Source organism: Paracoccus sp. S-4012, from assembly GCF_009674885.1.
In the GTDB taxonomy this organism is placed as follows: Bacteria; Pseudomonadota; Alphaproteobacteria; order Rhodobacterales; family Rhodobacteraceae; genus Paracoccus.
This window is the reverse complement of the sequence record NZ_WKKA01000001.1, coordinates 318,195-340,651: the sequence shown is the minus strand read 5'-3', so window position 1 is coordinate 340,651 and position 22,457 is coordinate 318,195. Positions and strand designations below refer to the sequence as shown.

Sequence of the window (22,457 nt, the reverse complement as noted above, 5' to 3'; positions counted from 1 at the left end):
CGGACAGAAGAAGCCCCGCCGACCTGCGGTTGACAGCCCCGGCCTCGGCGACCATGTTCCGCGGCCATCCCTGCCGAAAGTCACCACCATGCCCGTCGTCGTCGTCGAATCCCCCGCCAAGGCCAAGACGATCAACAAGTACCTCGGGCCCGACTACACAGTCCTCGCCTCGTTCGGCCATGTCCGCGATCTGCCGCCCAAGGACGGCTCGGTCGATCCCGAGGACGAGTTCGCGATGAAATGGGAGGTCGCGGCGGATTCCAAAAAGCACCTTCGCGCGATCAAGGAGGCGCTGAAGGAGGATCCCGCGCTGGTCCTCGCCACCGACCCCGACCGCGAGGGCGAGGCGATCAGCTGGCACCTGCTCGAGGCGTTGGCGCCGAAGAAGGGCACGCCCGTCAGCCGCGTGACCTTCAACGCGATCACGAAGAACGCCGTGACCGAGGCGATGGCGAACCCGCGCGAGATCGACCAGGACTTGGTGGACGCCTATCTCGCGCGGCGGGCGCTGGATTACCTCGTCGGCTTCAACCTCTCGCCGGTCCTCTGGCGCAAGCTTCCGGGCGCGAAGTCGGCCGGGCGGGTGCAGTCGGTGACGCTGCGGATCATCGTCGAGCGCGAGATGGAGATCGAGGCGTTCCGGGCGCAGGAATACTGGACCGTCCACGCCCGCCTCGCCACGCCCGAGGGCGCCGAATACGACGCGCAACTGGTGAGCTACGCCGGGCGCAAGCTGGAGAAGTTCGACCTCAAGACGGCGGAGGAGGCGGGTTTGGCGGTCGCCGCGGTCGAGAGCCGCGACCTGCAGGTCGCCTCGGTGACGGCCAAGCCCGCCACCCGGAACCCGTGGCCGCCCTTCATGACCTCGACGCTGCAGCAGGAGGCCAGCCGCAAGCTCGGCATGGGCGCGCGGGCCTGCATGTCCACGGCGCAGCGCCTCTACGAGGCGGGGCTCATCACCTACATGCGGACCGACGGCATCGACATGGCGCCCGAGGCAGTGATGGCCGCGCGCGATGCGATCCGGGCGCGGTTCGGGGCCGACTACGTCCCGAAATCGCCCCGCATGTACAAGAACAAGGCCAAGAACGCGCAGGAAGCGCATGAATGCATCCGGCCGACCGACATGATGCTGGCGCCCGCGAACGCCAGGATCCACGACGCCGAGCAGCGGAAGCTCTACGATCTGATCTGGAAGCGCACCCTAGCCAGCCAGATGGAAGCCGCGCGGATGGAGCGCACCACGGTCGAGATCGCCAGCCGCGACGGCCAGGTGGGGCTGCGCGCGACGGGTCAGGTGATGCTCTTCGACGGCTTCCTGAAGATCTACGACCAGGGCCGTGACGATGACGAGGGCGAGGACGGCGCCCGCCTGCCGCTGATCCGCGAGGGCGATCGGGCCGACAAGCGCAGCGTCACGCCCGAGCAGCACTTCACCCAGCCGCCGCCGCGCTACACCGAGGCGACCCTCGTCAAGCGCATGGAGGAGTTGGGGATCGGCCGGCCCTCGACCTATGCGAGCATCGTCACGACCATTCAGGACCGCGAATACGTTCGCAAGGATGGCCAGCGGCTGATCCCGGAGGACAAGGGCCGCCTCGTCACCGCGTTCCTGACCCGCTACTTCCCGCGCTACGTCGCCTATGACTTCACCGCCGGGCTGGAGGACGAACTCGACGAGATCAGCGCCGGCGACCGCGCCTATCGCGATGTGCTGGCGCGCTTCTGGCGCGATTTCCGCACCGCGCTCGACGGCACGTCCGAGCTTCGCATCAGCGAGGTGCTGACGGCGATCGACGATGCCTTGGCCGACCATCTCTACCCGCCGCGCGCCGATGGTGGCGATCCGCGGGAATGCCCGCTCTGCGGCAAGGGGCGGCTGAACCTCAAGACCGCACGGGCGGGCGGGGCCTTCATCGGCTGCACGAACTACCCCGAATGCCGCTATACCCGTCCCCTTTCGGCGCCCGGCGACGAGGAGGCGCAGGGCGACCGGCTGCTCGGCGACGACGCGGAGGGGCTGCCGATCAGCCTCAGGAACGGTCGCTTCGGCTGGTATGTGCAGCGCGGCGAGGCGTCCGAGGCGCAGCCGAAGCCGCCGCGCGCCTCGGTACCGAAGGGGTGGAGCCTCGAGGAGATGGACCTCGAGCGGGGGCTGAAGCTGCTGGACTTGCCACGCGAGATCGGGCCGCACCCCGAGGACGGGGTGGCGGTCGAGGCCGGGATCGGGCGCTACGGCCCCTATGTGAAGCACGGGCCGAAATACGCGAACCTGCCGGATGTGGAGGAGGTCTTCACCATCGGCATGAACCGCGCCGTCGAGGTGCTGGCGAGCAAGCCACAGCGCGGCCGGGCCGCCGCCGCGCCTCTGGCGGAGCTGGGCGAGCATCCCGACGGCGGGCCGGTTCAGGTGCTGTCGGGCCGGTTCGGGCCTTATGTGAAATGGGGCAAGATCAACGCCACCCTGCCGCGCGACCTCGCGCCGGAGGAGGTGACGCTGGGCCGGGCGTTGGAGCTGATCGAGGCAAAGGCGGCGAAAGGCGGCAAGACGAGGGCGAAGCCGAAGGCCGACGCCAAGCCCAAAGCGACGACGGCGAAGAAGGCAACGGCGAAGAAGGCCGCGACCACGAAGGGCGTTACGAAGCCCAAGGCTGCCGCCACGAAGAAAGCGCCCGCCAGGAAGACGGCCGCGGAGCGCAAGGCGGCGGCCGAGGGCTGACCTCACAACCGCGCTTTGTCGCAGGCCGCTTGCCTGCTACCCTCTGCTCCACGGATCAGGGGAGAGTTTCCAATGACGCTTGCAACCGGACTGCGGCGCGGCTGCGCCGTCTCGCTGCTCGTCGCGCTCGCGACGCCTGCCGCCGCGCAGGAGGTGGCGATCTTCTCCGAGATGGACCGGGTCCATCCGGTCTGGGCCGCGAACGGCATGGTTTCGGCGCAGGAGCGGATCGCGGCCGAGATCGGGCGCGACATCCTCGCCCAAGGGGGGAACGCCGTGGACGCGGCGGTGGCGGTGGCCTTCGCGCTCGCCGTGACGCTGCCGCGGGCGGGCAACCTGGGTGGCGGCGGCTTCATGCTGGTCCATGACGCCGAGACCGGCACCACCCACGCCATCGACTACCGCGAGACCGCGCCCGCATCGTTCGAGCGGGACATCTTTCTGAATGACGCCGGCGAGGCGGACAGCGAGAAGTCGCGTTACTCAGGCCTCGCGACCGGGGTTCCGGGCACCGTGGCGGGCATGAAGCTGGCGCTCGACCGCTTCGGCTCCATGCCCTGGCCGGTGGTGATCGCCCCGGCGATCCGGCTCGCGCAGGAGGGGATCACCGTCACGCCGGACCTCGCCGACAGCCTCGAGGATTCGCACGAGGACCTGACCCGGTACCCCTCCGCCGCCGCGATCTTCTACAAGCCCGACGGCAGCTTCTGGCAGCCGGGCGAGCGCCTGGTGCAGGCCGACCTCGCCCAGACTTTGCAACGCATCGCCAATGACGGGCCCGACGGCTTCTACCGCGGCCCGGTGGCCGAGGCGATCGCGAGCGCCGTGCAGGCCGCGGGCGGGCGCATCACCGTCGAGGACATGGCCGCCTACGAGGCCGTCGAGCGCGAGCCGGTGCGCGGCATCTATCGCGGGCATGAGGTCATTTCGATGCCGCCGCCGTCCTCCGGCGGGGTGCACCTGATCCAGATGCTGAACGCGATTGAGGGCTATCCGATCGGCGCCCTCGGCCCGAATGCGGCGAACACCATCCACCTGATGGCCGAGGTGATGAAGCTCGCCTATGCCGACCGTTCGGAATACCTGGGCGATCCTGATTTCGTGGACGTGCCGGTCGAGGCGCTGACGGCCAAGGAATACGCCGCCGCCATGCGTCAGAAGATCGACGGCGACTTCGCCACGCCCTCGGCGCTGATCCGGCCCGCCGACCTCTCGCCCTACGAGTCGAACGAGACCACGCATTTCTCGATCATCGACGCGGACGGGAATGCGGTCTCGAACACCTACACGATCAACTTCTCCTACGGCTCGGGGCTGGTCGCGGACGGCACCGGCGTGCTGATGAACAACGAGATGGACGACTTCTCGGCCAAGCCGGGCGTGCCCAACGCCTATGGCCTGATCGGCGGCGACGCGAACGCGGTCGAGCCGGGCAAGCGGCCGCTCTCGTCCATGACGCCGACCATCGTGACCAAGGACGGGGAGGTGTTCCTCGTCACCGGCTCGCCCGGCGGCGCGCGGATCATCACGACCGTGCTGCAGGTCGTCATGAACGTGATCGACCACGGCATGAACGTGGCCCAGGCCAGCACCGAGCCGCGCATCCATCACCAGTGGCTGCCCGAGGAGTTGCGGATCGAGGAGGGCATCAGCCCCGACACCATCCGCCTGCTGGAAGCCAAGGGCCACACCATCGTCGTGCGCGAGGCGATGGGCTCGACCCAGTCGATCCTGCGCGACCCCGCGAGCGGCTACCTCTTCGGCGCCTCCGACCCGCGGCGCTCGGACGCGGCCACTGTCGGCTACTGACCGCCTGCGTTGACAGCCCGTCGCCGCTTCGGCCAATAGAAGCAGGCGACAAGGGGGACCGTGCATGCAGAAAGTCTATGGCACCGCCGCGGAGGCGCTCGACGGGCTGCTCCGCGACGGCATGAGCATCGCCGCCGGGGGCTTCGGCCTCAGCGGCATCCCGGAGCTGCTGATCGACGCCATCCGCGAGGCGGGAACGAAGGATCTGACCATCGCCAGCAACAACTGCGGCGTGGACGGATTCGGGCTGGGCATCCTGCTCGATACCAAGCAGATCAAGAAGATGATCTCCTCCTATGTGGGCGAAAACGCGGAGTTCATGCGCCAGTATCTCTCGGGCGAGCTGGAGCTGGAGTTCAACCCGCAGGGCACCCTGGCCGAGCGCATGCGCGCCGGCGGCGCGGGCATCCCGGGCTTCTACACCCGGACCGGCGTAGGCACCGTCATCGCCGAGGGCAAGGAGCACAAGGAGTTCGACGGCGAGACCTACATCCTCGAGCGCGGGCTGGTCGTGGACCTTGCCATCGTGAAGGGCTGGAAGGCCGACGAGACCGGCAACGTCGTGTTCCGCAAGACCGCGCGCAACTTCAACGTCCCCGCCGCCACCTGCGGCCGCGTCTGCGTGGTCGAGGTCGAGGAGATCGTGAAGGCCGGCTCGCTCGACCCCGACGGCATCCACCTGCCCGGCATCTACGTCCACCGCATCGTGCAGGGCGAGCACGAGAAGCGCATCGAACAGCGCACCGTTCGCAAGAGGGAGACCGCCTGATGGCCGCCGAAACAAAGGGTTGGGACCGCAACCGGATGGCGGCGCGGGCTGCGCGGGAGCTCGAGGACGGCATGTATGTCAACCTCGGCATCGGCATCCCGACGCTGGTCTCGAACTACATCCCCGAGGGCGTGCACGTCACCCTCCAGTCCGAGAACGGGATGCTCGGCATGGGCCCCTTCCCCTTCGAGGGTGATGAGGATCCCGACCTCATCAACGCCGGCAAGCAGACCATCACCGAGCTGCCGCATTCGGCCTATTTCGACAGCGCCACCAGCTTCGCCATGATCCGCGGCGGCAAGATCGCGATGGCGATCCTCGGCGCCATGGAGGTGGCCGAGAACGGCGACCTGGCGAACTGGATGATCCCCGGCAAGCTGGTCAAGGGCATGGGCGGGGCCATGGACCTCGTCGCCGGCGTCGGCCGCGTGGTGGTAGTGATGGATCACACCAACAAGGCGGGCGAGAGCAAGGTGCTGAAGGACTGCACCCTGCCGCTGACCGGCAAGGCCGTGGTGGACCGCATCATCACCAATCTCGGCGTGCTGGACGTGGTCGAGGGCGGGCTGAAGATCGTCGAGACCGCGGACGGCGTGACCGAGGACGAGCTGCGGGCGGCGACCGAGGCGACGATCGTCAACTGACGCGGGCGGCCCCGCCGCAACATGGTGCGTGGAAACCACGCACCCTACGCCGCGGCCGACAGCGGCGCTGCGGCCGCTTTTTCGCCTTGATCCAAATATCCTGCGGGGGTCCGGGGGCGCAAAGCCCCCGGCTTCGCCACGGGCTTTACGGCCGGGCCGCGCGCGCCTATGCCCCCGCCCCATGCTCACCTCCGACGACATCGCCGCCCTCTTCACCCGCGACGACCGCTTCCTCTGCTCCCGCTGGGCGCGGCCCATCGTCCCGGTGATGTTCGGGCTGGCCGACGACTCCCTCGCCGTGTTCCAGTCCGCGATCCCCGCCGTCCTTGCCGACGCGCGCATCCCGATGGCCGAGACCGACCCCGAGACCGGCGCGAACCTCATGGGCTTCTTCCTGCGCGACTGGGCCGAGCTCGAGGGCTTCCCCGACCTCGACCAGCTCACCGGCTTCCCCGACCTGCCCGCGCGCCTCGCGGCCGAGGGCGTCGCGCGCTACCGCCTGTTCCGCTTCGACGCCGAGGGCGCCATCCGCGCCTGCCTGACCTTCGTGCGCGTCACCGACGAGCATCCCGCGGCACTCGCCGAATCCCTCGCCGTCAACGCGCTGCTCACATTCGCTCGCGAGGTCACGCCCTCGCCCGACCTCGCCGCGCTCATCCGCGCCGCCTATGACCCGGTCCTGCCCGCCGTGGCCACCGACGCCTCGCATGCGCTGCGCCTCGGCGCGAGGCTTGCATGACGCATCGCTGGCCCATCCGGGTCTATTACGAGGACACCGACCTCGCCGGGATCGTCTATTACGCCAACTACCTGCGCTTCATCGAGCGGGCGCGCTCGGAATGGCTGCGCGAGATGGGCTTCGACCAGGCGGCGATGAAGGAGGCGGGCACCGTCTTCGCCGTGCGTCGGATCGAGGCCGACTACCTCGCCCCGGCCCGCTTCGACGACCTGCTTACCGCCGAGACCACGCTCGCCGCCGCCACTCCCGCGCGGCTGACCCTCGACCAGCAGGTGCGGCGCGGCGAAGCGTTGCTGTTCCGCGCCGCCGTCACCGTCGTCGCGCTCGGCCCGGCAGGGCGGCCGGTGCGGCTGCCTGCGGGGCTGGCCTCCCTCCCGAACCCGGCAAGGGACGGCTGACGGGCCGGGCCGCACGGCATTGTGTTGGCCTTGCGCCTGACCCCGCGACGCGCTTCTTGCTACAAGCCCGCGGAACTGCGGCATGAAACGGATTTGAGGCACTGACATGGAAACCCTCGCCGCCAACGGCCAGCCGCTCGACTTCACACTCGTGGGCCTGTTCCTGCGCTCGTCGCTGACGGTGCAGATCACTATGGTGGTGCTGGTGCTGGCGTCGTTCTGGGCCTGGGCGGTCATCATCCAGAAGCTGATCGTCTTCGCCGCCGCCCGCCGTGACGCGGCCCGCTTCGACCGCGCCTTCTGGTCGGGCCAGCCGCTCGACGACCTCTACGACCGCATCGGTGACCGCCCCGCAGGCGCGGCCGAGCGCGTCTTCGCCGCCGGCATGGGCGAGTGGCGGCGCAGCCACCGCGACGACGGCGGCGTGATCGCGGGCGCCCGCGCCCGCATCGACCGCGCCATGCGGATCGTCGTCAACCGCGAGGAGGACCGGCTGACCCGCGGCCTCACGCTGCTCGCCACGGTCGGCGCGACCGCGCCCTTCATCGGCCTCTTCGGCACTGTCTGGGGCATCAAGACCGCCTTCGAGGGCATCGCCATCAGCCAGAACACCTCGCTGGCCGTCGTCGCGCCCGGCATCGCCGAGGCGCTGCTGGCGACCGCGCTCGGGCTTCTGGCCGCGATTCCGGCGGTGATCTTCTACAACAAGCTCGCCGCCGACGCCGACCGCATCGCCGGCGGCTACGAGGGATTTGCCGACGAGTTCGCCACGCTCCTGTCGCGGCAGCTCGAGGGGGACTGAGGCATGGACAGCGCCGCCCCCCGCAAGCCGATGCGCCGCAAGCGCCACAACCGGCCCATGGCCGAGATCAACGTCACGCCCTTCGTGGATGTGATGCTGGTGCTGCTCATCATCTTCATGGTCGCAGCACCGCTGCTGACCGTGGGCGTGCCGCTGGAACTGCCTCAGACCGCCGCGCAGGCCGTCCCGGGCGAGCCGCAGGAGCCGGTGACGCTGTCGATCACCCGCGAGGGACCGCTCGTGCTGATGGAGAGCGAGGTGGCCGAGGCTCAGCTGATCCCCAGCCTGCAGGCGCTGCTGACCGAACGGCAGTCGCAGCGCGTGTTCCTGCGCGCCGACGCGGGGCTGCCCTATGGCCGGGTGATGCAGGTCATGGGGGCGCTGAACGCCGCCGGGATCAACGATCTCGTTCTGGTGACGGAGGGCGGCGGCCCCGACATGGGCGGCGCTCCGGTTCCCGCGACCACAGCGCCGCCGGGAGGCGGCTGAGCCATGGACCGCGCGCGGCGCACCGGCGCCTGGGTGTCGGGCAGCGTGCATCTGGCCGTGCTGCTCTGGGCGATCCTGGGCGGCGCGCTGTTCCGGCCGCAGCCGGGCGAGGCGCTGCGCGCGGCCGAGGTCTCGACCATGACCGAGGCCGAGTTCCAGACCATCGCCGCCGCCGCCCGCGGCGCCGGGCCGGTGGCACCCGGCGGCGACGCGTCGCCCTCGCAGCCCGCCACGCCCGCTGCCGGTGGTGGCGGGGCGAGCGCGCCCGAGGCCGACACGCCGCCGGAGCCGGTCGCGCCGCCCCCTTCCGCCGGCACGCCCCCGCCCGAGAGCGCCCCGGACCTCAGCGACTTCAACCGCGTCCAGCCACCGGTGGCGGTGGCGAGCGTATCGCCCGGCTCGCTGCCCGGCGTTGCCGAGGCCGATGCGCCGCCCGAGGCGCCCTCGGCCCCGGCCGCCGAAACGACCGCGATCAGCCCGGCCCCATCGCTTCCAGGCGCCCTCGCCCCGGCACCCGCCGCCCCGGACGCCGCGCCCGCGGCTCCGGCGATTCAGACCTCCGCCCCGCCGCGCCCGCGGGCGGAGGCCCAGGCGGCGCTCGCGCAGGCCGCGGCGGCGGAGCAGGCCCGGATCGCGGAGGCCGAGGCGGCTCGTATCGCGGCCGAGGCCGAGGCGGCGGAGGTCGCGCGGCTCGCCGCCGAACGGCAGGCGGCGCAGGACGCCGAAGCGGCCCGCCTTGCCGCAACGGCTGCAGCCGAGCGGCAGGCGGAAGCCGAGCAGCTCGAGGCCGAGGCCGAGCGGCGGGCAGACGCGGAGGCGGCGCGGCTGGCCGCAGAAGCCGAAGCGCAGCGTCGGGCGGAGGCCGAAGCCGCGCGGGTCGCGGCGGAAGCCGAGGCGCAACGGCAGGCCGAAGCGCAAGCAGCCCGCGTCGCTGCCGAGGCCGAAGCGCGGCAGGCCGAAGCCGCCCGTGCGGCAGCCGAAGCCGAGGCGCAGCGGCAGGCGGAACTGGCCCGCCTCGAGGAGGAGCAGCGGCAGCGCGAGGCCGAGGAACTGGCCCGCGCCCTTCAGGCCGAGACCGAGGAGCGCGCCGCCGCCGAAGCCGCCGCCGCGGAAGAGCGCGCGCTCGCCGCCGCCGCGGCCGAGGCCGAGCGGCTCGCTCAGGCGGATCCCCTGGCCGACGCGCTCGCCGGGGCGGTGCCTGCCGACCCGTCGCCGACGCCCGATCCCTTCTCCAATCCGCTCGATCCGACCTTCGAAAGCCCGATCATCGACCCGACGCAGAGCGTCACCCCGCTCGACCCCGGCATCACGCCGGTCGGCGAGGCGGACGAGCTGGCCGAGGCGCTGGCCGAGGCGCTGGCCACGGACCCCGACGCGCTGCCGCCCGAGGGCGAGATGGCCGAAGGCCCCATGCCCGCCGATGCCAGCAGCGACGACCCGACGCCGGGCGGCGACCCGCTGGCCGAAGCACTCGTGCAGGCGTTGACCATCACTACCGGCGAGGGCGGCGGCAACCGGGACGGGACAGGCTCCGGGCCGGGCCTCTCGGCGGCGGAGATCGCCGCGTTCCGCGATCAGGTCGCGCCCTGCTGGAACCTGCGGCCGCTGTCGATGGAAGCGCGCGGCACGACCGTCACGATGCGGCTTGCCATGACGCCCGCGGCGCAACCGATCTACGATTCGATCATGCTTGAGGCGGCGATCGGGGCGGATGGGCTGCCGGTCTCCGCCGAGGTGGCCGAGCAGGCCTTCGACGCCGGCCGCCGCGCGGTGATGCGCTGTGCGGGGGAGACCGGTTATCCGCTGCCCCGTGACCGCTGGGACCGCTGGAGCGACGTGGTCATGAACTTCCACCCCGAGGGGCTGCTGGAACTGCAATGACCCTCTCCCGCCGCAGCCTCCTCGCCCTCGGCGCGACCCTGCCGCTGCTGGCCCGGCCAGCCGCCGCGCAGCCGCTGCGAATCGAGATCACCGAGGGCGTGAGCGAGCCCATGACCATCGCCATCCCGCCCTTCCTCGACGAGGGCGGCGCGGCGGAACAGACCCGGGCCCTGCGCGACCTCGTGGCGCGCGACCTGACCGGGACCGGCCTCTTCCGCGAGATCGCGACCGGGACCATGCCCGCACAGGGGCAGGGCATCGATGCGGCGCCCGCGTGGCAGGAGTGGCGCGCGGCCGACGCGCAGGCGCTGGTCCTCGGCGCGGCGCGCATGGACGCGGGCAAGCTGCATGTCAGCTTCCGCCTCTACGACATCTTCGCCGCTCGCCCGCTCGGCGACGGGCTGAGCTTCGACGGTCCGCCCGAGGGCTGGCGGCGGCTTGGCCACAAGCTGGCCGACCGGGTCTATTCCCGCCTGACCGGCGAGGACCCCTATTTCGACAGCCGCATTGCCTTCGTGGCCGAGAGCGGCCCGCGCACCGCCCGTATCAAGCGCCTCGCGGTGATGGACCAGGACGGCGAGAACGTCCGCTACCTGACCGACGGGGCGGAACTGGTCCTGTCGCCGCGCTTCTCGGCCGATGGCCGGCGCATCGTCTTCGTCAGCTTCGCGGGCGGCGCGCCGCGGCTGGCGGAGATCGCGCTCGACGGCGGCCCGCCGCGGCTGCTGCCCTCCGAGCCGGGCGTCATGGCCTTCGCGCCGCGCCCCTCGCGCGACGGCCGCTGGCTCGTCCATTCCCGCTCGCGCGACGGCGACACCGATATCTGGCAGACCGACGCCACCGGCAGCCTCGCCCGCGCGCTCGTGACCGGCGCGGGGATCGACACCGCGCCCGGCCTCGCGCCCGACAGCAGCGCGATGGTGTTCGAGAGCGACCGCTCGGGCGCGCAGCAGCTCTACCTGATGCAGCTGGACGGCGGCGGCGAGGCGCAGCGGATCAGCTTCGGCGAGGGGCGCTATTCAACCCCCGCATGGTCGTCCACGGGCGATTTGATCGCCTTCACACGCAGAGTCGGCGACCGCTTCATGATCGGCGTCATGCGCCCCGACGGCTCCGGCGAGCGGCTGCTGACCGAGGGGCCGCATGACGAGGGGCCGAGCTGGTCGCCGAACGGCCGCGTCGTGGTCTTCACGCGACAGGAGCGGGCCGAAAACGGGCGCGCGCGCCTCCATGCGGTGGACATCGCCGGGCGCGACATGCGACCTGTCGAGCTGAAGGCGGCGGCCTCGGACCCGGACTGGGGACCACTGCTGCCGTGAGGGGAAGGAGCGTCGGAATGGCTCGGCTGCCGGCAATGCTGATGGGGGCCTGCGCCACGGCCGGACTGCTGCTGGCGGCGGGCTGCACCGATGCGCCGCAAGCGACGCCGGGGAGCCTTGTGGTCGATCCCTATGTGGACCTGCCCGGCGGCGGGGCGCGCTATGCGGGCGACGTGACCGTGGGCGCAACGCAGGCGGTGCTGCCGGGCACACCGACGCCGCAGGCCTTCGCCGCGATGGCCGGCGATACCGTGACCTTCCCGGCCGATCAGGTCGTCCTCACCGCCGAGGCACAGTTGATCGTCGCCCGGCAGGCCGAGTGGCTGACCCGCCACCGCGACTTCCGCGCCGTCATCGAGGGCCATGCCGACGAGCAGGGCACGCGCGAGCACAACCTCGCCCTCGGCGCGCGGCGGGCGGCCTCGGTGCAGCAGCATCTGGTCGCGCGCGGGATCGATCCGGGCCGCATCTCGACGGTGAGCTACGGCAACGAGCGGCCCCTGGAGGCCTGCACCGACGAGGCCTGCTTCGAGCGCAACCGTCGCGCGGTGACGGTGGTCTCGCCGGCCGGCGCCGGGGTCTGATGCGCGCGCTTGCCCTCGCGCTGCCGCTGCTGGCGGCGATGACGGGCGCGGCGCCGGCGCAGGGGCTGGATATCGCGCTCGACGCGCCGCCGGCCGGGGCGGTCGCGCCCGAAACCCTGGCGCAGATTCGCGCCGACCTAGCGGCCATGAGCCAGGCGGTGACGGCGTTGCGGGCCGAGATGGTGGCCGCCGGCCCGCAGGGCTACGAGATCGCCGGTGGGCCCGGCGCGATCGAGCGGATGGACGCCATGGAGGCGGAAATCGCCCGCCTCACGGGCGAGGTCGAGCGGCTCGGGCAGCGCGTCGAGACCGCGTTGGCGGAGGCCACGAACCGCGCGGGCGATATCGAGTTCCGGCTCTGCGAGATCGACCCCGGTTGCGACCTCGGCGCGCTGACCACGGCGCAGATGCAGGGCGGCTCGGGGATGGAGGTGCTGGCGATGCCCGCGCCCGTGCCGGCCGCCGCCCCGGCGCAGAACCCGGCCGAGCAGGCCGATTTCAGCCGCGCGGTCGAGGCGATGAACACCGCCGATCCGGCAGGCGCGGCGGCGCAGTTCGCGGCTTTCGCGACGGCCCATCCGCAGAGTCCGCTGGTCCCCGAGGCCCTCTATCTGCAGGGCGAGGCGCTCGCCGCGGCGGGCGACGGCACCGGCGCGGGGAAGGCCTGGCTCGCCGCCTACACCGCCGCCCCGGAGGGGCCGCGCGCGGCACCGGCGCTGATCGGGGTCGCCGGGGTGATCGCGGCGGGCGGGCGCCAGGCCGAGGCCTGCACCTTCCTCGCGGAGGTCGGCTTGCGCTATGCCGGTTCGCCCTCCGCAACCGAGGCGGAGAATCGGGCGGCGGCCCTGGGCTGCGAGGGCGGCGCGGTCCCGGACGATGCCGGGGGCGGCTGACCCCGAGGCACGGGCCCTCGCGGCGCTCGACCGGCTGGCCGGGGATCAGGCGGCGTTGGGGGTGGCGCTCTCGGGCGGCGGCGATTCGACGGCGCTGCTGCATTTCACGGCCGCGTGGGCGCAGGGGCGGAGGATTCGCCTTGCCGCGGCGACGGTGGATCATCGGCTGAGGCCGGAATCGGGGGCAGAAGCCGCGCAGGCCGGGGCGGCGGCCGCGGCTCTGGGCATCGCCCACCAGACGCTGCCCTGGCAGCATCCTCACGAGGGCGGCAACCTGCCCGCGACCGCCCGCGCTGCGCGGCTGCGGCTGCTCGGCGCATGGGCGCGGGACGAGGGACTGGGCGCGGTCCTTCTCGGCCACACCCGCGACGATCTGGGTGAGACGCTGCTGATGCGGCTGGGTCGCGGCGCGGGGCTGGACGGGCTTTCGGCGATGGCGGAGCGCCGCGAAGCCGAGGGGATGGTCTGGTTGCGGCCGATGCTGGGGCTGGGCCGGGCCGAGTTGCGCGGCTGGCTTTCGGCGCGCGGGATCGGCTGGGCCGACGACCCGACCAACGACGATCCCTCGCAGGAACGGACGCGGGCGCGGCAGGCGATTGCGGCGCTCGGCCTCGATCCGGCGCGGCTGGCCGAGAGCGCGTCGCATCTGCGGGCCGCGCGGGAGGCGCTTGGCGCGGTTGCCGTTGCGGCGGCCCAGGGTGCCCGTTGGCACCACGGCTCGCTGCATCTGCCGCGCGTCGCCTTCGAGGCCGCGCATCCCGAGTTGCGGCGGCTGCTGCTGAAGGCGGCGCTGCATTGCGTCACCGGCGAGGACTATCCGCCGCGCCGCGATGCCCTTGCCGCCACGCTCGCTGCACTGGCTAGCGGCCGCGGCGCTGCTGCCGGCGGCGCGCTGCTGCGCCTCACCTCGACGACGCTCCGGGTGGAGCGCGAACCCGCCGCCGCCGTCAAGGCGCCGCCGCTGACGGCAGACGGCGTCTGGGACCGCCGCTGGATCATCTCCGGCCTGCCCCCCGGCACCGAGATTCGCGCGCTCGGCCCCGCGGCCCCTGCTCTCGACCGCCGCGTCCTGAAAATGTCGCGCGCCGCCGCCGAGTGCTCCCCCGGCCTCTGGCGCGGCGGGCAACTCATCGCCCCGCTGCTGCCCGTTCCGCCGCACGGCATCCGCCTCACCGCCGCCCGCGCACTCCCCGACTTCCTCCGCCATCTCGGCGGTTCTTGACCGTCGGCCCGTTCCGTCGCATTGAACCCCGCCCCGAAAGCCCTATCTTCGCACCAATCCCCTTCCTTCGGAGGAACCGCCCTTGGGCAACGCGCGCAACATCGCCTTCTGGGTCGTCCTGTTCCTGATGGTGCTGGCGCTCTTCAACCTGTTCAGCGACGGACAGGGGCAGATGAACAGCCGCCAGATCAGCTATTCGGACTTCATCTCGCGGGTAGAGAACAACCAGGTCGAGACCGCCACCATCGACGGCGAGCAGGTCTATATCCAGGCGACCGACGGTCAGCAGTATGTGACCATCCGGCCGCAAGGCGAGGACATCGCCGACCGGCTGATCCAGAACGATGTCGAGGTCCGGGTCGAGCGCCAGCAGACCTCGGGCTTCCTGTCGCTGCTCGGCGTCTGGCTGCCCTTCATCCTGCTGATCGGCGTCTGGATCTTCTTCATGAACCGCATGCAGGGCGGCGGCCGCGGCGGCGCGATGGGCTTCGGAAAATCGCGCGCAAAGCTGCTGACCGAGAAGCATGGACGCGTCACCTTCGACGACGTGGCCGGCATCGACGAGGCCAAGGAGGAGTTGGAGGAGATCGTCGAATTCCTCCGCAACCCGCAGAAGTTCTCGCGCCTCGGCGGCAAGATCCCCAAGGGCGCGCTGCTGGTCGGCCCTCCGGGCACGGGTAAAACGCTGCTGGCGCGCGCGATTGCGGGCGAGGCGGGGGTGCCGTTCTTCACCATCTCGGGCTCGGACTTCGTGGAGATGTTCGTGGGCGTCGGCGCAAGCCGCGTGCGCGACATGTTCGAGCAGGCGAAGAAATCCGCGCCCTGCATCGTCTTCATCGACGAGATCGACGCGGTCGGCCGCGCCCGCGGCGTAGGCATCGGCGGCGGCAATGACGAGCGCGAGCAGACCCTGAACCAGCTGCTGGTCGAGATGGACGGCTTCGACGCCAACGAGGGCGTCATCATCATCGCCGCCACCAACCGCAAGGACGTGCTGGACCCGGCACTGCTGCGCCCCGGCCGCTTCGACCGCCAGATCCACGTCCCGAACCCCGACATCAAGGGCCGCGAGAAGATCCTCAACGTCCACGCCCGCAAGGTGCCCCAAGGTCCCGACGTGGACCTGCGCATCATCGCCCGCGGCACGCCCGGCTTCTCGGGCGCGGACCTGATGAACCTCGTGAACGAGGCCGCGCTGACGGCCGCGCGCGTGGGCCGGCGGTTCGTGACGATGGAGGATTTCGAGAACGCCAAGGACAAGGTCATGCTGGGGGTCGAGCGCCGCAGCATGGTCCTGACGCCCGACCAGAAGGAAAAGACCGCCTATCACGAGGCCGGCCACGCCGTCGTCGGGTTGTCACTGCCGAAGTGCGATCCGGTCTACAAGGCGACGATCATCCCGCGCGGCTCCGCCCTCGGCATGGTCGTCAGCCTGCCCGAGATGGACCGGCTGAACTACCACAAGGACGAGGTGAAGCAGAAGATCGCCATGACGATGGCCGGCAAGGCGGCCGAGATCATCAAATATGGCGAGGAAGGCGTCTCGAACGGCCCGGCCGGCGACATCCAGCAGGCTTCGGCGCTTGCCCGCGCCATGGTCATGCGGTGGGGGATGTCCGACAAGGTCGGCGCGGTGGACTACGCCGAGGCGCATGAGGGCTATTCCGGCAACACCGGCGGCTTCTCGGTCAGCGCCGCGACCAAGGAGTTGATCGAGCAGGAGGTCAAGGACCTGATCGACGAGGGCTACGAGATCGCCCGCAGGATTCTGCTGGAACGCTCGGAGGAGTTCGAGCGGCTGGCGCAGGGTCTGCTGGAGTACGAGACCCTCACCGGCGAGGAGATCGGCCGCGTGATCCGCGGCGAGCAGCTCGGCGGCGACGACGACACACCGTCGAGTTCGATCCCGGCAGTGTCCTCGACCGCGCGCGTGCCGCCGGTGCGCCCCGCGGCCGGGCCGTCGCCGCAGCCGCAGGCGTGACGCTTCGCCCCGGACAACGAAAAACCCCGGTCGCAGGACCGGGGGTTTTCGTTGATCCGTCTCAGGACTGGCGGCTTACAAGACGAGCAGCAGCGCCGATCCGAGGGCTAGCCCGAGGCCGAAGCCCAGGTTGATGATGACGCTCGCAGGGCCCCTGACTGGTTCCTTCGCGGAGCGGTCGTTGGGGTGCCGCCCGAGTTTCGTTCGACCGGAGAACGGGGAGCAGGAAGTGCAAGTTCCATTTGCCCGGCCGGCGGAGTCTTGCTGAGTGGCGCCGGGGTCACGGTAGAGAGTGACGGGCGACACGGAATCACTGGCTTCGTGCTGCGTGGTGTTCAGCGCGAGGGATTGAGCACGGGGTGCAATCCCGCTTGATCCCGGACAGATCGGTCTGCTTGGGCTGACAGGCGGGACGCAGCCGCAAGGCCATGCGCTCGGTGTGCCGCCCCCCTCACCCGAACTCCCCCTCCGCCCACCATCCCGGCTCTCCCAAAGCGCGGTAGAGCCACAGCATCCGTCCCTCTTCCGTCACCACGCGCCAATAGTCGCGCGGCCCCGTCCGCCAGACCGGAAGGTCGAACCACCACTCGGGGGCGATCCGCTCCGGGCCGGAGGCGGCGACGGTGCTGAACACCATCCGCCGCCAGCGGAACCGCGCTGGAACCGGCGGCTCCGTGGGCTGGCGCGCAGTGTCGGGTTCCAGCACCGGCTCGGGCGGGAAGAGGCGCAGGGGGCGGGGTGCGGGCAGGTGCCAGGGCTCGGGCGGCGGGGCGAAGCGGGCCTCGACGATCTGGAAGCTGCGGTCGGGCAGATGGCTCGCCGCCGGGCGGAAGGCCGTGACTGCCTCGAAACCCAGCCGGTTGCCGAGGCGGCTGACGAGATCGGCGAGCGCCTCCCCTTTTGCCGCCTCGCCCGCCGCCTCTGCCTGCACCGCCCTCAGCGCCCCCGTCTGGGGGGCCGAGAGCCGCAGCGCGTCGATGCCGAAGCCGGCCTCGATGCCGTCCAGCTTCGGCGCCATCAGCCGCGCGAGCGCCGCCGGATCGCGCATCGGTCGCGCCAGCCGGATCGCGGCCCGCTCGGGCGAGCCGTCCACCCGCCGCGCCTCCAGAACCAGCGTCAGCGCCCCACGCTCGGCCGCCTCGAGCCGCTCGCAAAGCCGCGCGAGGAGCCGCTCGAGGCCCGCGGCGAGGTCCGCGAGAAGCCCGATCGGCTCCGGCAGCGTCAGCCGCGCGGCGAAGACCGGCGGCAGCGCCTCGGGCGTCACCGGCTCGGGCACCGCGCCGAGGGCCTGGTCGAGCCGCAGTATCAGCTCCGGCCCCATGCGCCGGGCGAGCGGGCCGCGCGGCATCTCCAGCAGTTGCGCGATGCGGTCGAGGCCGAGCCGCGCGAGGCGCTCGCAGGTCTCGGGCGCGAGGCGCAGGGCGGCGGGCGGCAAGGGGCCGAGGGCCGCGGGCAGGTCTGCCAGGTCGTCCACGGAGGCGCCGGGCGGGCCGAATCGCGCAAGCGCATGGGCCGCGCCGCGGGTGGGCGCCGCGGCCAGCCGCGCGGTGAGGCCGGCGCGGGCGAGGCCGAGGCCGATCCGCTCCATCGCCGCCACCTCGCCGCCGAAGAGATGCGCGCTGCCGGTGAGGTCGAGGGCCAGCCCGTCCGCCTCGCGCCCGACCCAAGGGCTGAAGCGCCCGGCCCAGCGGGTGAGCGCGGTCAGCGCCCGGGCCTCGGCCTCGGGATCGTGCGGCCGCGTCGCCAGTTCCGGCTGCAGCGCGCGGGCATCGGCGAGGTTCATCCCCGCCCGAAGCCCGGCCTTCGCGGCAAGCAGGGTCACGCCCGCCAGCCGGTCGGCGCTGCCGCTGCGGGTGACGAGCGCGAAGGGGCGCAGCGAGGCCTCGGGCACATGCCGGGCGGCCGTCTCGACCGCGAGACGGGGCAGCCAGACGGCGACGATTCGGCGGGCGACTCGGGTGTGCATGTTCCCTTAATGTTTCTGCCGTAGCCTGCCCGAGTCCAGCCCTCACGCGGCGCTTGCCGCACGCAGGGCGTGGCTTCATCCTGATCCGCGGGAGGACCTCGCCATGCTCATCCGAACCACGATTCTCGCCCTCATCACCGCCGCCCCCGCCTTCGCCGCCTGCCCGCCCCCGGCCGAAATGGCCGAGCATGCCCGCGCATGGGCGGCAGGCGGCACCATCCCCGACCTCGAGCTCGCCTCGCCCGAGGAGGCGCGCTGCGCCTATGACGGCTGGCGCGCCGCTCTCGAGGCCGAGTTCGGGGAACCGGTCGGCTGGAAGGTCGGCTTCACCTCGAAACCCGCGCAGGAGCGATTCGGCGTGCCCGGCCCGGTCGCCGGCGCTCTCTTCGCGCCGATGATCCTCGAGGACGGGGCGAGCGTCAGCCTGACCGGCACGCGGACGCCCTTCTACGAGGCCGATCTGATCGTCACCGTGGCCGACCCCGACGCCCTCGCCGCCGCCACGACGCGGGAGGCTGCGGCGGCCGCGCTGGAGGAGGTGCGGCCCTTCATCGAGTTGCCGGACCTCGCCTTCGTCGAGGGCGTGGCGCCCACGGGCGCGCTGATGACCGCCTATGGCGTCACGCCGTGGCGCGGGGTGATGGGCGCGGGCGTCAAGATCGCCGATCTCGCCGATCCGGTGGCCGACCTCGCCGCGCTGACCGTCAAGCTGGACTCGAACGGTGCTGAAGTGGCGCAGGGGACCGGCGAGATGCTGCTGGGGCATCCGCTGGACGTGGTGCTGTGGCTGGTCGAGGACGGCGCGGCGCTGAAGGCCGGCGACCTGATCTCGCTCGGCTCGCTCAGCCCGCTGACGCCCGCCGCGCCGGGGGTGGAGCTGGAGGCGGATTACGAGGTGGGCGGGCAGACGATGAAGGTGACGGCGACGCTGGTGGAGTGACGCGTCAGCCGCCGCGGCGGACGCGATAGGCCGTAGCGCCGTCATCGCGGGGTTCGGCGCCGAGATAGTCGTGGCCCGCCTGGCCGCAGAAATGCGGCACGTCGAGGGCAGCGGCGGCGTCGGTCGCCAGCAGGACCGCCTCGGCGCCTGCGGGCAGGGCCAGCAGGCGCTTGCGCAGGCGCAATACCGGCAGCGGGCAGAGGAGGCCGCGGGCGTCGATCTCGGTGGCGTCGCTCATGCGGCGGCCATGGCCCCGCGGCACCAGGCCTCGGCGCCCTCGGGCGCCACGGCTTCGGCGAGGCCGCCCGCGAAGCTGCGGAACTCGTCCAACACCTCAGGCGAGACGGAGAGGAGGACCGGCAGCCCCAACACCATCGCATGGGCGACCAGCGGGCGCACGCCCCGTCCGGCGGCCTCCTGCTTGCCGAACTTGTTGAGGATCACCAGCCGCGCCGCGGGCAGCCGCCGCGACATCGCCTCGACGGCCAGTTCGAGCGCGCCCGAATCGAGGCGGCAGCCCTCAGCGCCGCTGCCGAGCGGCTGCGAGATCACCCGCTCCTCGCCCGAGCCGAGCAGGCGCAACCGCATCTCGGCCCGGCAGCCGGGGCCCTGGCCAGCCGATTGCACCCCGCCGCCGAGGGCCACGCCCTCCGCCCCGAGCGCCTGCGCGAGCGCATCGAGCAGCTGGTCCACCGCCGCGCTCTGAGCCCCTTCCGGCCGCAGGATGTATCCGAGCATCGCCTGTCCCTCGCCTCGAAGCGTGAAGCATAAGGCGACCGCCGCGCCGCGCAACATGCGCCCTTGCCGCACCGCCGCGACGGGGCTTTGATGGCCATCATGAGCCCCTCTCCCCTGATCGGCATCGTGCTGGCCGGCGGTCTCGGCCGGCGCATGGGCGGGATCGACAAGCCCCTGGCCCTGCTCGGCGGTCGGCCGCTGATCGGGCATGTGATCGAGCGGCTTGGCTGCGCGCGGGCGATCAGCGCCAATGGCGATCCGGCGCGCTTCGCCAGCTTCGGTCTGCCGGTCCTGCCCGATACGCTGCCCGGCCATCCGGGGCCGCTCGCAGGCGTGCTCGCGGGTCTTGACTGGGCCGCCGCGCAGGGCGCGGACGGGATCGTCACCGCCGCCGCCGACACGCCATTCTTCCCGCGCGACTGCGCCGTCCGCCTTGCCGCCGCGGCGGCCGAGGCGCGCGTCCCGGTGGCCCTGGCCACTGGCGCCACGCCCGACGGCGTCCGCCGCCATCCGACTTTCGCCTGGTGGGCCGTGACCATGCGCCCGAGGCTGCGCGAGGCGCTCGCCGCGGGGCGGCGGCGGGTGGGCGAGGTGGCCGAGGCGGGCGGCCTCGTCGAGGTCGCCTTTCCGGGCGACGAGCCCTTCTTCAACGTGAACACTCTCGCGGACCTCGCCCTGGCAGAGCGCAGGCTCGCGGCAGGGTTGTGACATTTTTGCCTGATTTCCGCTGGCTTGCAGGATTTCGCCGCCAGATCGCAGCCCTTTGGAACCGGCGCGAAAGCCCGGCGTTGGCACCCCACACTGGTTCGGCCTGCGGCAGGCAGGTAACGCTTATCCTAGAGGGAACTGACGCATGTCCGATCGCAACCCCGATCCCCACAACACCACGACCACCACGAACCGCACCGTCGTGACCGAGCGTCCGGTCGGTGCCGCCGCCGAGAGGACCGGCGGAGGTTCGCTGCTGTGGATCATTCTCGCGCTGCTGGTGGCGGCCGCGCTCGCTTGGTGGCTGCTGAGGCCGAGCGGCGACGACACCGTAGTGACCACCACCGAGCCCGCGGCCGTGACGACGACCACCACGACCGAGCCCGCGACCGCCGAAGCGCCCGCGACCGCCGTCACCACGACCGACACGGACAGCGCGACGACCGACACCACCACGGAAACCACCACCGTGCCGGTGACGGATACCGCAGCCGGCGGCGCGGCCGCGACCGATGCCGCCACCGATACGGCGGCCGATGCGGACACGAACACGACCGTGACCACGGTGCCGCTGGACGGCACGGCCTCGACGGATGCGGCCGCTACCGACGATGCGGCGGCGACGACGACCGACACGGCGCCGGCCACCGATACGACCGCGCCCGCGACCACCAACTGATCCGACGCGCCAATCTCAAGCCCCGGCCTTGCGGCCGGGGCTTTTTCGTGGCCGATGGAGAGCATGGCCGATTATGCCGCCCTCGCCGCCCGCCTCCGCGCCCTGACCGAGGGCGAGCGCGACGAGGTCGCCCTGATGGCGACCCTCGCCTGCGAGATCCACCACGCCGATGACCGCTTCGACTGGACCGGCTTCTACCGCGTCGTGGCCCCGCGGCTGCTGAAGATCGGCCCCTACCAGGGCGGCCACGGCTGCCTGACGATTCCGTTCGACCGCGGCGTCTGCGGCGCCTGCGCGCGGACCGGCGAGGCGCAGATCGTGCCGGACGTGGAGGCCTTCCCCGGCCACATCGCCTGCGCCGCCTCGACCCGCTCGGAACTGGTGCTGCCGGTCTTCGCGGCCGGCCGGCGGCTTATGGCCGTTCTCGACATCGACAGCGACCGGCCCGATGCCTTCACGGCCGAGGACGCCGACGCCCTCGCCGCCATCCTTGCCGAGACCTTCGGCGCGCTGCCATGAGCGCGCCTTTCGTCTATCGCCCGACCGAGGAAGCGCCCCGCATCATTCACCACGACCATGAGTTGCTGGTCGTGGACAAGCCCGCCGGGCTGCTCTCGGTGCCCGGCAAGGGCGAGGACCGCGCCGACTGCCTGATCGCCCGGCTGCGCGGCCCCTTCCCCGAGGTGCTGCTGGTCCACCGTCTCGACCTCGACACCTCCGGCGTCATGGTCTTCGCGCTGACGCCCCACGCGCAGCGCCATCTCGGCCTCCAGTTCGAGCGGCGGCATGTGAAGAAGACCTATGTCGCCCGCGTCGCCGGGCGGCTGGAACCCGCGACCGGGACAGTCGAGGCGCCGCTGATCGTGGACTGGCCGAACCGGCCGAAGCAGATGATCGATCACGAGCGCGGGCGACCGGCGCGGACCGACTGGCGCGTGGTCCGCGCGACGGACGACGAAACGCGGGTCCGGCTGATGCCGCTCACCGGGCGCAGCCACCAGTTGCGCGTGCATATGCAGAGCCTCGGGCATCCGATCCTCGGCGATCCGCTCTATGCCGAGGGACCCGCGCGCGACGACCACCCGCGGCTGATGCTGCATGCCGAGAGCCTGCGGCTGCGCCACCCGGACGGCGGGCGGCACATGACTTTTTCCTCCCCCGCCCCCTTCTGAGGAGT

General features: G+C 72.0%; 22 protein-coding genes. 19 read left to right on the top strand and 3 right to left on the bottom strand.

The genetic code is table 11. From position 1 onward, the window contains the following. Nucleotides 1-88 precede the first annotated feature (88 nt). From topA to ftsH, 14 genes are all read left to right on the top strand, one after another. The gene (gene topA / locus GI374_RS01665; protein ID WP_154335268.1) at nt 89-2,719 is read left to right on the top strand and encodes a type I DNA topoisomerase; all 2,631 of its coding nucleotides are present in this window, start codon (nt 89-91) and stop codon (nt 2,717-2,719) included. 72 nt (nt 2,720-2,791) lie between these two features. Continuing rightward, nucleotides 2,792-4,528: a gamma-glutamyltransferase gene (gene ggt, locus GI374_RS01660; RefSeq protein WP_154335267.1), complete on the top strand. Its 1,737-nt coding sequence runs from the start codon at nt 2,792-2,794 to the stop codon at nt 4,526-4,528. 64 nt (nt 4,529-4,592) lie between these two features. Beyond that, nucleotides 4,593-5,297, top strand: coding sequence for a CoA transferase subunit A (locus tag GI374_RS01655; RefSeq protein ID WP_154335266.1), 705 nt, complete (start codon nt 4,593-4,595; stop codon nt 5,295-5,297). Beyond that, nucleotides 5,297-5,941: a 3-oxoacid CoA-transferase subunit B gene (locus GI374_RS01650; protein WP_154335265.1), complete on the top strand. Its 645-nt coding sequence runs from the start codon at nt 5,297-5,299 to the stop codon at nt 5,939-5,941. Before GI374_RS01655 ends, GI374_RS01650 begins: the two co-directional genes overlap by 1 nt. 181 nt (nt 5,942-6,122) lie before the next feature. Beyond that, nucleotides 6,123-6,680: a hypothetical protein gene (locus tag GI374_RS01645; RefSeq protein WP_154335264.1), complete on the top strand. Its 558-nt coding sequence runs from the start codon at nt 6,123-6,125 to the stop codon at nt 6,678-6,680. Further along, a complete protein-coding gene (ybgC, locus tag GI374_RS01640; protein WP_154335263.1) occupies nt 6,677-7,078 on the top strand; it encodes a tol-pal system-associated acyl-CoA thioesterase in 402 nt (133 codons plus the stop codon). The genes GI374_RS01645 and ybgC overlap by 4 nt, the downstream gene beginning before the upstream one ends. A gap of 106 nt (nt 7,079-7,184) precedes the next feature. Then, a complete protein-coding gene (gene tolQ / locus GI374_RS01635) occupies nt 7,185-7,880 on the top strand; it encodes a protein TolQ (RefSeq protein ID WP_154335262.1) in 696 nt (231 codons plus the stop codon). Nucleotides 7,881-7,883: 3 nt separating this feature from the next. After that, nucleotides 7,884-8,369, top strand: coding sequence for an ExbD/TolR family protein (locus GI374_RS01630; RefSeq protein ID WP_154335261.1), 486 nt, complete (start codon nt 7,884-7,886; stop codon nt 8,367-8,369). 3 nt (nt 8,370-8,372) lie between these two features. After that, nucleotides 8,373-10,250 carry a hypothetical protein gene (locus GI374_RS01625; RefSeq protein WP_154335260.1) on the top strand — a complete coding sequence of 626 codons (1,878 nt, stop codon included), beginning with the start codon at nt 8,373-8,375 and terminating at the stop codon, nt 10,248-10,250. Next, on the top strand, nt 10,247-11,569 hold the full coding sequence (tolB, locus tag GI374_RS01620; RefSeq protein WP_154335259.1) for a Tol-Pal system beta propeller repeat protein TolB: 1,323 nt from the start codon (nt 10,247-10,249) through the stop codon (nt 11,567-11,569). Before GI374_RS01625 ends, tolB begins: the two co-directional genes overlap by 4 nt. Before the next feature lie 17 nt (nt 11,570-11,586). Further along, the gene (locus GI374_RS18990) at nt 11,587-12,153 is read left to right on the top strand and encodes an OmpA family protein (protein WP_229582441.1); all 567 of its coding nucleotides are present in this window, start codon (nt 11,587-11,589) and stop codon (nt 12,151-12,153) included. Continuing rightward, nucleotides 12,153-13,046: a tol-pal system protein gene (locus GI374_RS01610; protein WP_154335258.1), complete on the top strand. Its 894-nt coding sequence runs from the start codon at nt 12,153-12,155 to the stop codon at nt 13,044-13,046. Before GI374_RS18990 ends, GI374_RS01610 begins: the two co-directional genes overlap by 1 nt. Continuing rightward, nucleotides 13,030-14,268 (top strand): tRNA lysidine(34) synthetase TilS, encoded by a 1,239-nt coding sequence (gene tilS, locus GI374_RS01605; RefSeq protein ID WP_154335257.1) that lies wholly within the window; start codon nt 13,030-13,032, stop codon nt 14,266-14,268. The genes GI374_RS01610 and tilS overlap by 17 nt, the downstream gene beginning before the upstream one ends. Nucleotides 14,269-14,350: 82 nt before the next feature. Beyond that, on the top strand, nt 14,351-16,249 hold the full coding sequence (ftsH, locus tag GI374_RS01600) for an ATP-dependent zinc metalloprotease FtsH (protein WP_154335256.1): 1,899 nt from the start codon (nt 14,351-14,353) through the stop codon (nt 16,247-16,249). A 451-nt stretch (nt 16,250-16,700) separates the two neighbouring features. Here the strand turns inward: ftsH and GI374_RS01595 are convergent, their stop codons facing one another. Next, nucleotides 16,701-18,215 carry a DNA polymerase Y family protein gene (locus GI374_RS01595; RefSeq protein ID WP_154335255.1) on the bottom strand — a complete coding sequence of 505 codons (1,515 nt, stop codon included), beginning with the start codon at nt 18,213-18,215 and terminating at the stop codon, nt 16,701-16,703. 103 nt (nt 18,216-18,318) lie between these two features. Here GI374_RS01595 and GI374_RS01590 point away from each other — a divergent pair, with 103 nt between their 5' ends. Continuing rightward, nucleotides 18,319-19,155: a 2-keto-4-pentenoate hydratase gene (locus tag GI374_RS01590; protein WP_154335254.1), complete on the top strand. Its 837-nt coding sequence runs from the start codon at nt 18,319-18,321 to the stop codon at nt 19,153-19,155. A 4-nt stretch (nt 19,156-19,159) separates the two neighbouring features. Here the strand turns inward: GI374_RS01590 and GI374_RS01585 are convergent, their stop codons facing one another. Beyond that, entirely contained in the window at nt 19,160-19,393 is a 234-nt protein-coding gene (locus GI374_RS01585) for a sulfurtransferase TusA family protein (RefSeq protein ID WP_154335253.1), read from the bottom strand. Further along, nucleotides 19,390-19,893, bottom strand: coding sequence for a DUF2478 domain-containing protein (locus GI374_RS01580; protein ID WP_154335252.1), 504 nt, complete (start codon nt 19,891-19,893; stop codon nt 19,390-19,392). Before GI374_RS01580 ends, GI374_RS01585 begins: the two co-directional genes overlap by 4 nt. 99 nt (nt 19,894-19,992) lie before the next feature. Between GI374_RS01580 and mobA the strand changes: the two genes are divergently transcribed. From mobA to GI374_RS01560, 4 genes are all read left to right on the top strand, one after another. Beyond that, on the top strand, nt 19,993-20,601 hold the full coding sequence (mobA, locus tag GI374_RS01575; RefSeq protein WP_229582439.1) for a molybdenum cofactor guanylyltransferase MobA: 609 nt from the start codon (nt 19,993-19,995) through the stop codon (nt 20,599-20,601). 145 nt (nt 20,602-20,746) lie between these two features. After that, nucleotides 20,747-21,280: a hypothetical protein gene (locus tag GI374_RS01570; RefSeq protein WP_154335250.1), complete on the top strand. Its 534-nt coding sequence runs from the start codon at nt 20,747-20,749 to the stop codon at nt 21,278-21,280. Between the two features lie 63 nt (nt 21,281-21,343). Beyond that, nucleotides 21,344-21,799 (top strand): GAF domain-containing protein, encoded by a 456-nt coding sequence (locus GI374_RS01565; protein ID WP_154335249.1) that lies wholly within the window; start codon nt 21,344-21,346, stop codon nt 21,797-21,799. Then, the gene (locus GI374_RS01560) at nt 21,796-22,452 is read left to right on the top strand and encodes an RluA family pseudouridine synthase (RefSeq protein ID WP_154335248.1); all 657 of its coding nucleotides are present in this window, start codon (nt 21,796-21,798) and stop codon (nt 22,450-22,452) included. The genes GI374_RS01565 and GI374_RS01560 overlap by 4 nt, the downstream gene beginning before the upstream one ends. Nucleotides 22,453-22,457 lie beyond the last annotated feature (5 nt).